Origin of the sequence: Pseudomonas sp. TE3-3-F2023 (assembly GCF_036784815.1) — a bacterium.
GTDB classification, from domain to species: Bacteria; Pseudomonadota; Gammaproteobacteria; order Pseudomonadales; family Pseudomonadaceae; genus Aquipseudomonas; species Aquipseudomonas pudica.
Genome location: NZ_CP145113.1, coordinates 94,644 through 106,535, shown reverse-complemented (window position 1 = coordinate 106,535; position 11,892 = coordinate 94,644). Strand labels below are relative to the sequence as shown.

Genomic DNA, 11,892 nt, shown 5'->3' with positions numbered 1-11,892 from the left:
CCCCTGTGGGAGCGGCCTTGTGTCGCGAAAGGGCTGCACAGCTGCCCCCAGCACTCCAGGCCGACCAAGGGGTTCCAAGGTGAAAAAGATCGCGTTGTTCGCCGATGTGCAGAACCTCTATTACACCGTGCGCCAGGCCCACGGCTGCCATTTCAACTACACCGCCCTGTGGGCCGACGTCAGCCGCGAAGGCCAGATCGTCGAGGCCGTGGCCTATGCCATCGACCGTGGCGACAGCAAACAACAGCAGTTCCAGCAGATCCTGCGCAACCTCGGTTTCGATGTGCGCCTAAAGCCCTTCATCCAGCGCAGCGATGGCTCGGCCAAAGGTGATTGGGATGTGGGCATTACCCTGGATGTGATCGACGCCGCCAGCCGCGTCGACCAAGTGGTACTGGCCTCTGGCGATGGCGATTTCGATCTGCTGCTGGAGCGGGTGAGACAGCGCCATGGCACCGAAGCAGTGGTGTATGGTGTGCCGGGGCTTACCGCGCTCTCGCTGATTCGTGCCGCCACCCGCTATGTGCCCATCGAGGGTGCGCTGTTGCTAAAACACTGAGATTTTTCATGGAACGTATCGCTGTCATCGACTTTGAAACTACCGGCATCAGCCCCGGTGCCGGCTGCCGCGCCACTGAGGTGGCGGTGGTGATGCTGGAGGGCGGGCGCATCGTCGAGCGCTACCAGAGCCTGATGAACGCTGGTGTTCCGGTACCGGCCTTCGTCGCCGGGCTCACTGGCATCACCACCGCCATGCTGCGCAGTGCGCCGCCGGTGGAGAAGGTGATGAACGAAGTGGCCGAGTTCGTTGGTGGCACCCCGCTGCTGGCACACAATGCCGCCTTCGACCAGAAGTTCTGGGACTACGAACTGGGCCGCATCGGCCGTAGCCGCACCCAGGCCTTCGCCTGCTCCTTGCTGCTGTCACGGCGTTTGTTGCCGGCGGCGCCGAACCACAAGCTGGGCACCTTGACCCGCTGGGCCGGGCTGCCGGATACCGGTACCGCGCACCGGGCCATGGCCGACGCCGAAATGGCCGCCAACCTGCTGCAACACCTGGCCGGCGTGCTGCGCCAGGGCCATGGTGTGCAGCAACTCTCGCACGACCTGCTCTGCCGCCTGCAGAAAACACCTGCCGCGAAGGTTCGTGAAACCCTGGCCAGGTTCTGTTAGGGCTTCTTCTCCAGTTGCCCCAACGGCACCCGCCGCTCCACAGCGCTGGAGAGAATGATCGAGGTCTTGCTGAAGCCGAATTGCGCGACCCGGTTGATCAGTTCTTCCAGCTCCGGCATCGAACCCACCGCTGCCTGCATGATGACGCAGGGGTCGCCGGTTACCCGATGGCATTCGGTCAATTGGGGTATCTGGGTCAACGCTTCGTAGGCCTGCTGGTTGCCGTGGCTGGCCAGGCGCAGTTCGATCACGCACTGGATCGGCAGGCCAATCTTGCTCATGTCGACCTTGGCCTGGTAGCCGGTGATTACTCCGCTGGCCTCGAGCTTGGCCACCCGCTCGGCCACCGCCGGCGCCGACAGGTTCACCTGGCGCGCCAGTTGCGCGAAGGTGGCGCGGCCGTTGTCGAGCAGGGCGGCGAGCAGCATGCGGTCGTACTTGTCCATGGAATTTCCCTGCCTGGTTTCGATTCGATTGAAAAGCATCCGAATAACCATGCAATGCAAAGTGTTCGGGTCATTTAAAGCTGCTTTGTAACTTAAGTTTACACGGTGGCCTTTCTAAACTAAGCCACCCGTAAACGGATTTCGAGTGTTTCCCATGCCTGCCTCCCGTCGCTTCCCGTTGTTGCTCATTGGCGCTTTCCTGGCCTTGTACCTGGTCTGGGGCTCTACCTATCTGTTCATTCGCATTGGCGTCGAGAGCTGGCCACCGATGCTCATGGCCGGGGTGCGCTTCCTGATTGCCGGGGGCCTGCTGTATGGTTTCTTGCGCTGGCGCGGTGTACCGGCACCGACCTGGCCGCAGTGGCGGGCTGCGGGGGCGATCGGTTTCCTGCTGCTCAGCTGTGGCAACGGTGGCGTGACCGTGGCCGAGCATGCCGGCGTGGCCTCGGGCGTGGCGGCGCTGGCGGTGGCGACCGTGCCGCTGTTCACCTTGCTGTTCGGCCTGCTGTTCGGGCACCGCAATTCGAAGCTGGAGTGGGCGGGGATCGCCCTCGGGTTGGTGGGTATCGGCCTGCTGAACCTGGGCTCCAACCTGCAGGCAAGCCCGATTGGCGCGGCGCTGATCATCTTTGCGGCAGCGTCGTGGGCATTCGGCTCGGTATGGAGCAAGACCTTGCCGCTGCCTCAGGGGCCTATGGCCAGCGCTGCGGAAATGCTGGTCGGTGGCGCCGTGCTGCTGCTCGGCAGCGTGCTGTCTGGCGAGCGCATGACGCAGATGCCGACCGCTGCCGGCTGGGGGGCACTGGCCTACCTGGTATTCTTCGGTTCGATCCTGGCGTTCAGTGCCTACATGTACCTGCTCAAGCACGTGCGCCCGGCAGCTGCCACCAGCTATGCCTACGTCAACCCGGCAGTGGCCGTTCTGCTGGGTATCGTCTTTGCCGGTGAGCAGATTGGTGCAGAAGAATGTGTGGCCATGGCGGTGATCATCGGCGCAGTGGTGCTGATCGGCCTACCGCAGTGGCGCAAGGCACCAGAGCCGGCGCAGCCATTGAAAGGCGAAATCTGCAAGTAGGCAGGGGTGATGCGGTAAACTTGCCGCCTTCGCTGAACCCCCCTGACGGTATTGCCATGAATTTCGCCAAACTCGGCCTGATCGAACCGCTGCTGCGCACCCTGCAGAAACTGGACTACACCACCCCGACCCCGGTGCAGGCCAAGGCCATCCCCGCCGTGCTGGCCGGCCGCGATCTGATGGCCGCGGCCCAGACCGGCACCGGCAAGACCGCGGGCTTTGCCCTGCCTGTGCTTCAGCGCCTGGCGCTGGAAGGCGAGAAGGTGGCCAGCAACTCGATCCGCGCACTGGTGCTGGTGCCCACTCGTGAGCTGGCCGAGCAGGTGCACAACAATGTGCGCGAGTATGCCGAGAACCTGCCGCTGAGCACCTACGCGGTGTATGGCGGGGTCAGCATCAACCCGCAGATGATGCGCCTGCGCCGTGGTGTCGACCTGCTGGTGGCCACCCCGGGGCGCTTGCTCGATCTGTTCCGGCAGAACGCCGTGAAGTTCAATCAGGTGCAGACCCTGGTGCTGGACGAAGCCGACCGCATGCTCGACCTGGGCTTTGCCGAAGAACTGCAGTCGGTGTACGCCGCGCTGCCACGCAAGCGCCAGACGTTGCTGTTCTCTGCCACTTTCTCCGACCAGATCCGCATGCTGGCGGGGCTGGCCCTGAATGACCCGCTGAGCATCGAAGTCAGCCCTCGCAATGCCACGGCCACCAGCGTCAAACAGTGGCTGGTGCCTGTGGATAAAAAACGCAAGGTGGACCTGTTCTGCCACCTGCTGCGCAAGCAGCGCTGGAAGCAGGTGCTGGTGTTCGCCAAGACCCGCAACGGCGTCGATCAACTGGTAGAGCGTTTGCTGGCCGAGGGTGTGAATGCCGACGGCATCCACGGTGACCGCCCGCAAGCTACCCGCCAGCGCGCGCTGGACAGCTTCAAGGCCCGCGAAATCCAGGTGCTTGTGGCGACCGATGTGGCGGCCCGCGGCCTGGATATCGATGACCTGCCGCTGGTGGTCAACCTTGACCTGCCGATCGTTGCCGAGGATTACGTGCACCGCATCGGGCGTACCGGGCGGGCGGGCAACAAGGGCGAGGCGATCTCGCTGGTGTGTGCCGATGAAGTACAGCTGCTGGCGGCAATCGAAGTGCTGACCCGGCAGACCCTGCCGCGTCATGAAGAGCCGGACTTCATCCCTGACCACCGGGTGCCGATGACCGACGCCAGTGGCCAGGTGATCAAGAAGCCGAAGAAGCCCAAGAAGCCGAAGGAAAACAGCGCCAAGCGCGGGTTGGGGCGCTGGATGGACAGCGCTGAATCAGGTAGTGCCGAGCCGGCGGTGAAGGCGGTGCGCAAGGTGCCGAGCTTCAATGGTGGGGCGCGCAAGCGTAAGCCGTAGCCTGGGGAAGCTTGGCACCTGTGGGAGCGGGCGTGCCCGCGAAGCAGGCACCGCGGTGCATGGCACGGGCTTCGCCCGTGTTCGCGGGCACGCCCGCTCCCACAGTGGATCGAGTATGTGTCAGGATTTCAGCCAGCTTGCCGCCGCCCGCCCGGCGCGCAAGCCGCTGGCAAAGCACGCCGTCAGCAGATACCCCCCGGTCGGGGCCTCCCAGTCCAGCATCTCGCCGGCACAGAACACCCCTGGCATGCCCTTGACCATCAAGCCCTCATTCAGCCCCTCGAAACGCACCCCGCCCGCGCTGCTGATCGCCTCATCCAGCGGCCGCGTACGCACCAACGTGATCGGCAATGCCTTGATCGCCCTCGCCAAGGCACCAGGGTCGGCAAACGTCGCCTGATCGGTCAGCTCGCGCAACAGCGCAGCCTTGACCCCATCAATACCCAGCTGGCTGTGCAGGTGCTTGGCCATGGAGCGCGAACCCCGTGGCTTGGCCAGCGCCTGGGCAATCTTGTCCACAGGCTTTTCCGGCAACAGGTCGAGCAGCAACACCCCGTGGCCGTCGCGGTTGATGGCCTCGCGCACCGGCGCTGACCATGCATACACCAGGCTGCCTTCCACACCCTGTGCGGTGAGGATGAACTCACCCTTGCGCGGCGCGCTGCCGGGAACGCTGAGCGCAATGTTCTTCAACGGCGCCCCAGCGAACCTGTCCTTGAGCAGCGTGCTCCAGCCTGCCACTTCAAAACCGCAGTTGCTGGGCCGCAAGGGCGAGATATCCACAGCGCGTGCGGCCAGCAGTTGCTGCCAGCTACCGTCCGAGCCCAGTCGCGCCCAGCTTCCGCCACCCAACGCCAGCACCACCACGGCAGCCTTCACCAGCCGCTCGCCTTGTGGATAAGCAATCCGCAATGCACCTTCGGCATTCCAGCCCAGCCAGCGGTGACGGGTGTGGATAACTACCCCGCTGTCGCGCAGGCGCTTGAGCCAGGCGCGCAGCAGGGGCGCGGCTTTCATGTCGGTGGGGAATACCCGGCCCGAGGTACCAACGAAGGTTTCGATGCCCAGGCCGTGAATCCACTGGCGCAAGGCGTCGGCATCGAAGTCCTGCAGCAGCGCGGCGATTTCGCCCTGTCGCTCGGCGTACCGGCTGACGAATGCCGGGTAGGGCTCGGAATGGGTGATGTTCATGCCGCCGACACCCGCCAGCAGGAACTTGCGGCCCACCGAAGGCATGGCATCGAAAACTTCGACCGCCAGGCCCGCCTGGGCCAGTGCTTCGGCGGCCATCAGGCCGGCTGGGCCGCCGCCGATGACGACAGCGAGGGGAGGGGAGGCGGGGCTCAGATCAGACATGGTGGGCAGCAGGCTGTGGAAAAGAGGCGCATTCTAGCGCAGCGCGGTCTGTGGAAGCACTGCTCAAAAAATGATCAGAGCTTTGCAGGCCTTGCCTGTAAAGGGCTGCAGCGCCTTTCCCGCAGGTTATCCACAAGCGGCTCCACAGTCATTGTGAACAACCGATGACGCGTGCCGCGCTGTGATGAAGGATGCCATGGCGCCTGGCCAGGGCTGCACGGTCCTTGCTGTATCCACCGCCGATCACGCCCACCACCGGGATATCGCGACCCATGCAGTGGCGCAGCACTGCTTCATCACGGGCGGCAACGCCTGCATCGGTCAGTTGCAGATAGCCCAGGGCGTCGTCCTTGTGCACATCGACACCGGCGTCATACAGCACCAGGTCGGGTCGATAGAGTGGCAGCAGGTAGTTGAGGGCGTCGTCCACCACTTTCAGGTAGGCCATGTCGCCCATGCCCCGGGGCAGGGGAATGTCCCAATCGCTTTGTGCCTTGCGCGCCGGGAAGTTCTGTTCGCAATGCAGCGACACCGTGATGGCGTCTGGTGTGTCGTGCAGGATGCGCGCGGTGCCGTCACCCTGATGCACGTCGCAGTCGAAGATCAGCACCCGGTGTACCCGGCCGGCCTCCAGCAGGTAGCGGCTGATCACGGCCAGGTCGTTGAAGATGCAGAAGCCGGCAGGGTGGTCGTAATGGGCGTGGTGGGTGCCGCCGGCAAGGTGGCAGGCGATGCCGTGCTGCAGCGCCATCTCGGCGCTCAGCAGCGAGCCGCCTACGGCGCGCACGGTACGCCGGGCTAGGGCCTCGCTCCAGGGCAGGCCGAGGCGGCGCTGGTCCTCGCGTGACAGGTCACCGTTCATGTAGCGCTCGATGTAGCTGCGGTCGTGGGCCAGGGCGAGGATGTCGTTGGGGCAGATATCCGGGCGCAGCAGGGCCTGGTCGGTGGTCAGCCCGCTGTCGATCAAGTGGTCGTGCAGCAGGCGAAACTTGTCCATGGGGAAGCGGTGTTCGGCAGGGAACTCCGGGCTGTAGTCTTCGTGGTAGATCAGCGGCAACGGCATGGGTGGGGTCGCAATCGGGGTCAGTGCTGATCTTGCCATGGCTGGGGCAGCTTTGCTGCCCAATCGCCGGCAAGCCAGCTCCCACAGTTACTGCACAAGGCTAAAAGGCTATGGGATACCTGTGGGAGCTGGCTTGCCGGCGATGAGGCCAGAAAAGGCAGTGAAAGGCAGTTGCCCTGGCAGGCAGGAGCGGCGTCAGTGCTGTTTCGTGGTACTGGCCAGCACCCGTTGCCAGTCCGGTTCGTTCAGGCGGCCGAGGATGCGCGCCTTGCCATTGCCATCCACCGAAACGAACAGCGCACTGGCATAGGCGCTCTCACGCTCGCCCCCCGCAACGTTCTGCTGACGGGCAAAATGGTCGATGCAGCCGTTGTGGGTCACCAGCACCAGGTTATGCCCCGGTCGTTTGTGTGCCAGCGCTTCGCTGGCGAACCGGCTGTCACAGCTTTCCAACCAGTCTTCGCTGGCCACCGCCTGGCCAAGGATGAAATGCGCGGTTTGCCGTGTGCGCAGTTTCGGGCTGCTGAGCATATCGGCGTTGTCCAGACCCAACTGGTGCAGTCCTTGGCCAACGCGAGCCGCGGCCTGGCTGCCGCCCACGGTGATGCCGGTGGGGTCGTCCAGGCACGGGCCAGGGGCGCTGTCACAGCGCTCGGCGTGGCGGATCATCACGATCACCGTACCGTCGGCCCAGTTTTGCAGCAGGCCGCTGTCAATCAATTGCTGTTCGTTGCCAAGGTCCGCAATGTGCGTCCTCGTCGCAAGCCAGGTGCTCAACGCCGCCACGACCATGCACAGGCCAAGAGCGGCACCAAGGGCTTTGCGGGTCAGGCGTCGCTTGCGCCGGGCGTGGATGGCAGGGTGCCCCAGGGTGTTGCTCGATAGCATGCGTTGCTCCGTTGGCATGGTCGCGGCTGGCGCGGCGGTATTGGCTGGCACCCTGCCAACAGGCCTGTCGGGGGGCGGTGAAGGGCGTGTGAAAATTGCGTTCGGGCGCGCCGGCTGGGTGAAACCTGCACCCGCGCCTACGCTGTAAACTGCAAGACGCTAAAACCGGAGCACGCCCGATGACCCCTATCCTGCAACTGGAAAGCGCGCGGCTGGTGCTGCGCCAGTGGCACGACGACGACCTGCGCGAATTCGCCGCCTTGTGTGCCGACCCGCAGGTGATGCGCTACTTCCCGGCGCCGCTGACGCGCCTGGAGGCAGCCGCGCTGATCGGCCGCGTGCGCGGGCATTTCAATGAGTATGGCTTTGGCCTGTGGGCCCTGGAGCGCAAGGACAGCGGTGCCTTCATCGGCATGACCGGGTTGCTGCACGTGGCCTTCGATGCCGATTTTACGCCGGCGGTGGAGATCGGTTGGCGCCTGGCACGCCGCCATTGGGGCCTGGGTTTCGCCAGCGAGGCGGCGTGGACCTGCCTGCGCTGTGCTTTCGCCCAATTGCGCCTGGAAGAGGTGGTGTCGTTCACTAGCGAGAGCAACCTGCCGTCGCAGAAGGTCATGCAGGCCATCGGTATGCAGCAGGATCTGAACGGCAGTTTCGAACACCCCCGCCTGCCCGTGGGCCATCCGCTGCGCCCGCATGTGCTGTATCGCATCGACCGCGCTCACTGGGAGCGTACCCTGCACGCCTGAATTCATGGCCATGCCCGGCGCGAATGACAAACCCTGTATCATTTGCCTTCATGAGAGTGCTGTAGAGACATGTTGCCTTGCTAGGAGAACCCCCGATGAGTCATGTGTTGGACGACCTGGTCGACCTGTTGAGCCTCGAGTCCATCGAGGAGAACCTGTTCCGTGGACGCAGCCAGGACCTGGGCTTCCGCCAGTTGTACGGCGGGCAGGTATTGGGCCAATCATTGTCGGCGGCCAGCCAGACGGTCGAGGATGCACGCCATGTGCATTCGTTGCATGGCTACTTCCTGCGCCCTGGCGATGCCAGCCTGCCGGTGGTGTATTCGGTGGACCGCGTGCGCGATGGCGGCAGCTTCAGCACCCGGAGGGTGACGGCGATTCAGAAGGGCCAGCCGATCTTCACCTGCAGCGCCTCGTTCCAGTACGACGAGGAAGGGTTCGAGCACCAGGCGCAGATGCCCGAGGTGGTCGGCCCGGAAAACTTGCCCACTGAAGTAGAGCTGGCCCGGGCCATGGCCGACCAGTTGCCCGAGCGAATTCGCGACAAGGTGCTGTGCGCCAAGCCGATCGAGATCCGCCCGGTCACCGAGCGCGACCCGTTCAACCCCAAGCCTGGCGACCCGGTGAAGTACGCCTGGTTTCGCGCGGACCGCAACCTGCCCGATATCCCGGCCTTGCACAAATACATGCTGGCCTACGCCTCGGACTTCGGCCTGCTGACCACTGCGTTGCTGCCCCACGGCAAATCGGTTTGGCAGCGTGACATGCAGATTGCCAGCCTCGATCATTCGCTGTGGTTCCATGGCAACCTGCGTGCCGACGAGTGGCTGCTGTACGCCACCGACAGCCCTTGGGCAGGTAATGCCCGCGGCTTCTGCCGAGGCAGCATCTTCAACCAGGCCGGGCAACTGGTGGCGTCGTCCTGCCAGGAAGGCTTGATTCGCCACCGCAAGGACTGGGCATGAGCCTGGGCGAGGTGCGCAACTGGGTGTTCGACATGGACGGCACCCTGACGGTGGCTGTGCACGATTTTGCCGCTATCCGCCTGGCGCTGGATATCCCGGCCGAGCACGACATCCTCACCCACCTGGCGGCCTTGCCGGCGGACGAAGCGGCAGCCAAGCATGCCTGGCTGCTGGAGCACGAGCGCGACCTGGCGATTGCTTCCACGGCGGCCACCGGGGCGGTTGAACTGGTGCGCGAACTGGCCGAGCGTGGTTGCCGGCTGGGCATTCTCACCCGCAACGCCCGTGAGTTGGCGCATGTGACACTGGAGGCCATCGGCCTGGCGGACTGCTTCCCGGTGGAGCACATTCTGGGGCGTGACGAAGCGGCGCCCAAGCCAAGCCCGGATGGGCTGCTGAAGATTGCCAATGCCTGGGGTGTGGCACCGGGTGAGTTGGTGATGGTGGGGGATTACCGGTTTGACCTGGACTGTGGGCGCGCCGCAGGGGCGCGCACGGTTCTGGTGAACCTGCCGGACAATCCGTGGCCGGAGCTGGTGGATTGGCATGCGGCCGATTGCCGGGCGCTTAAGGTGATGCTGGGCTGAATCTTGTGTTGGCAATGTAGGCCCTATCGCCGGCAAGCCAGCTCCCACAGGGACACCACTAGAGCTGAGACCTGTGCAATACCTGTGGGAGCTGGCTTGCCGGCGATAGGGCCGGACCTGTCTATGCTGAACCCCAATCTATTCCCTGAACGGAGACCTATCCATGACCAGCAAGGCCATCTACGTACAACCCGGCGGCGGCTACGACAAGGTTGAGGTCGGTACCAGCGAGGCTCTCGCACCCCAGGCCGGCGAAATCACCGTGCGCCTGCACGCCAGCTCTCTCAACTACCACGATTTCGCCGTGGTCAGCGGCATGTGGGGCCCGAGCGAGCGGCGCATCCCCATGGCCGATGGCGCTGGCGAAGTGGTCGCGGTGGGTAGCGGCGTCACCGAGTTCCAGGTCGGCGACAATGTGGTCAGTACCTTCTTCCCAGACTGGCTTGACGGCCAAGCCAATGTGGAAGGCTTCGCCAGGGTGCCCGGCGATGGTATCGATGGTTACGCCCGTGAGCAGGTCACCGCTCGCGCCACCTCCTTCACCCTGGCGCCCAGGGGCTTCAGCCATGCTGAAGCTGCCACGCTGACCACGGCCGGTCTCACGGCCTGGCGTGCACTGACGAGCGACGATCACCTCAAGCCTGGCGATACGGTGCTGGTGCAGGGTACCGGCGGCGTGTCTATCTTCGCCCTGCAATTTGCCAAGCTGGCTGGCGCGACGGTGATCGCCACCTCGTCCAGCGACGCCAAGCTGGAGCGACTGAAGGCCCTGGGTGCCGACCACCTGATCAACTACAAGAGCACCCCGGCGTGGGGTGAGAAAGTGCGCGAGCTGACCGGCAACCGCGGCGTCGACCATGTGATCGAAGTGGGTGGCCCGGCGACGCTGGAGCAATCGATGATTGCCGCGCGCATTGGCGGGCATGTGTCGTTGATCGGTATCCTCACCGGCGTGGCCGGCCAGTTGCCACTGGTGCAGGCGCTGGTGCGGCAGATTCGCCTGCAAGGCGTGCTGGTGGGCAGCCGCGCCCAGCAACAGGCGATGGTGCGAGCAATCGATGCCAATGGCCTGCGGCCAGTGGTGGACAAGCATTTCGAGCTGGAGCAGATCGTCGAGGCGTTCCGTTATCAGGAGAGCAACCGGCATTTCGGCAAGATCTGCCTGACCTGGTAGCAGGGCCCGACGCGGTTCTCTTTGTAGGAGCGGCCTTGTGTCGCGAAAGGGCCGCAAAGCGGCCCCCGGCCTGTAATTCTGTAGCTGAAATCCAGGGGCTGCTGTGCAGCCCTTCGCGACACAAGGCCGCTCCTACAGGGGATCTTGTCAGGCTTGTTCGGGCAACAACCGGTCGCGGCTATTGGACAGGTGCAGGCACACCGCTGCCCGGGCCGCGTCCGGGTCCTGTCGGCGGATGGCATTGAGGATCGCCTCATGCTCGAGGTTGGCCAGGTACGCCTGCCGGGCCAGCTTCGCCCCGCTGCGTTCGGCCAGGGCCATTCGGTTGCGCGGGATCAGGCCGTTGCCCAGCTGCAACAGCATTTCAGTGAAGTACAGGTTGCCAGTGGCCTCGGCAATCAGCAGGTGAAAGCGCCGGTCGGCCTCGATGCAGCTGTCGCCGGCGGCGGCCAGGTCCTGGTAATCATCCAGCGCTTGGCGCATGCGCGTCAGGTGTCCCTCGTCACGGCGTAGCGCGGCCAAGGCTGCGGCCTGGCCTTCAAGGCCGATGCGCAACTCCAGCAGGTCGCGCACATTCGCCGCGCTTTCCGCAGCTATGCGCAGACCGGCCTGGCCCTGGCGCTCCATCACGAACGTACCGATACCGTGGCGTGGCTCCACCAGCCCCGAGGCCTGCAATTTCGACAGGGCCTCGCGGACCACGGTGCGGCTGACCCCATGCTCGCGTACCAGGCTGTTTTCCGAGGGCAACTTGTCGCCTGGCTTGAAGGTGCCCAGCAAGATCTGTTGCGTCAGCCTGGAGACCAGGTCATGGGCGCGGCTGTGGCCGCGTTTGTGGGCTTGCTCGGTGGCCATGGTGTAGTCCAATTGTTGTTGTGCTTGTACGACAAGTTAACGGATAAAAATATTTTTTGCCGATTTTTCCTGTACTCAAGTCAGCGGATAGCTTGGTGTATTTTGCAAAATCGACGCTAATACGCATTTTGATAGCTTGTATTTTGTGATTTTACCGATGTTTGCGGCCTTGT

Annotated in this window: 13 protein-coding genes; 8 read left to right on the top strand and 5 right to left on the bottom strand. The window is 64.2% G+C overall.

Features of this window, described 5'->3' with window-relative positions; genetic code table 11:
* Nucleotides 1–79: 79 nt before the first annotated feature.
* Together V3314_RS00480 and V3314_RS00475 are read left to right on the top strand one after the other, a co-directional pair.
* Nucleotides 80–559, top strand: a complete 480-nt coding sequence (locus V3314_RS00480) for an NYN domain-containing protein (RefSeq protein ID WP_046613162.1) — start codon at nucleotides 80–82, stop codon at nucleotides 557–559.
* Between the two features lie 8 nt (nucleotides 560–567).
* Complete coding sequence (locus V3314_RS00475) at nucleotides 568–1,173, top strand: 3'-5' exonuclease (RefSeq protein ID WP_046613161.1); 606 nt, start codon at nucleotides 568–570, stop codon at nucleotides 1,171–1,173.
* Here V3314_RS00475 and V3314_RS00470 read toward each other — a convergent pair.
* Nucleotides 1,170–1,619, bottom strand: a complete 450-nt coding sequence (locus V3314_RS00470; RefSeq protein WP_013974322.1) for an Lrp/AsnC family transcriptional regulator — start codon at nucleotides 1,617–1,619, stop codon at nucleotides 1,170–1,172. The genes V3314_RS00475 and V3314_RS00470 overlap by 4 nt on opposite strands.
* Before the next feature lie 154 nt (nucleotides 1,620–1,773).
* On the opposite strand from V3314_RS00470, the gene yedA reads away from it, so the two are divergent.
* Both yedA and V3314_RS00460 read left to right on the top strand, forming a co-directional pair.
* On the top strand, nucleotides 1,774–2,694 hold the full coding sequence (gene yedA, locus V3314_RS00465; RefSeq protein WP_025340737.1) for a drug/metabolite exporter YedA: 921 nt from the start codon (nucleotides 1,774–1,776) through the stop codon (nucleotides 2,692–2,694).
* 56 nt (nucleotides 2,695–2,750) lie between these two features.
* Entirely contained in the window at nucleotides 2,751–4,082 is a 1,332-nt protein-coding gene (locus V3314_RS00460) for a DEAD/DEAH box helicase (RefSeq protein ID WP_135002030.1), read from the top strand.
* A 120-nt stretch (nucleotides 4,083–4,202) separates the two neighbouring features.
* On the opposite strand, the gene V3314_RS00455 is transcribed toward V3314_RS00460, so the two are convergent.
* The 3 genes from V3314_RS00455 to V3314_RS00445 all read right to left on the bottom strand — a co-directional run bounded on the left by V3314_RS00455 (nucleotide 4,203) and on the right by V3314_RS00445 (nucleotide 7,389).
* The gene (locus tag V3314_RS00455; protein WP_338459824.1) at nucleotides 4,203–5,438 is read right to left on the bottom strand and encodes a TIGR03862 family flavoprotein; all 1,236 of its coding nucleotides are present in this window, start codon (nucleotides 5,436–5,438) and stop codon (nucleotides 4,203–4,205) included.
* Between the two features lie 148 nt (nucleotides 5,439–5,586).
* Nucleotides 5,587–6,501, bottom strand: a complete 915-nt coding sequence (locus V3314_RS00450; RefSeq protein ID WP_046613159.1) for a histone deacetylase — start codon at nucleotides 6,499–6,501, stop codon at nucleotides 5,587–5,589.
* Nucleotides 6,502–6,696: 195 nt separating this feature from the next.
* Nucleotides 6,697–7,389, bottom strand: coding sequence for a histidine phosphatase family protein (locus V3314_RS00445; RefSeq protein ID WP_338459823.1), 693 nt, complete (start codon nucleotides 7,387–7,389; stop codon nucleotides 6,697–6,699).
* A 179-nt stretch (nucleotides 7,390–7,568) separates the two neighbouring features.
* On the opposite strand from V3314_RS00445, the gene V3314_RS00440 reads away from it, so the two are divergent.
* The 4 genes from V3314_RS00440 (at nucleotide 7,569) to V3314_RS00425 (ending at nucleotide 10,864) form a co-directional block, all read left to right on the top strand.
* Nucleotides 7,569–8,138: a GNAT family N-acetyltransferase gene (locus V3314_RS00440; RefSeq protein WP_338459822.1), complete on the top strand. Its 570-nt coding sequence runs from the start codon at nucleotides 7,569–7,571 to the stop codon at nucleotides 8,136–8,138.
* 95 nt (nucleotides 8,139–8,233) lie between these two features.
* On the top strand, nucleotides 8,234–9,103 hold the full coding sequence (gene tesB / locus V3314_RS00435; protein ID WP_338459821.1) for an acyl-CoA thioesterase II: 870 nt from the start codon (nucleotides 8,234–8,236) through the stop codon (nucleotides 9,101–9,103).
* Complete coding sequence (locus V3314_RS00430; RefSeq protein ID WP_046613154.1) at nucleotides 9,100–9,690, top strand: HAD family hydrolase; 591 nt, start codon at nucleotides 9,100–9,102, stop codon at nucleotides 9,688–9,690. The genes tesB and V3314_RS00430 overlap by 4 nt, the downstream gene beginning before the upstream one ends.
* A gap of 163 nt (nucleotides 9,691–9,853) precedes the next feature.
* Nucleotides 9,854–10,864 carry an NAD(P)-dependent alcohol dehydrogenase gene (locus V3314_RS00425; protein ID WP_046613153.1) on the top strand — a complete coding sequence of 337 codons (1,011 nt, stop codon included), beginning with the start codon at nucleotides 9,854–9,856 and terminating at the stop codon, nucleotides 10,862–10,864.
* A 147-nt stretch (nucleotides 10,865–11,011) separates the two neighbouring features.
* Here V3314_RS00425 and V3314_RS00420 read toward each other — a convergent pair whose 3' ends face one another.
* Nucleotides 11,012–11,719: a FadR/GntR family transcriptional regulator gene (locus tag V3314_RS00420; RefSeq protein ID WP_046613718.1), complete on the bottom strand. Its 708-nt coding sequence runs from the start codon at nucleotides 11,717–11,719 to the stop codon at nucleotides 11,012–11,014.
* Nucleotides 11,720–11,892: the final 173 nt, after the last annotated feature.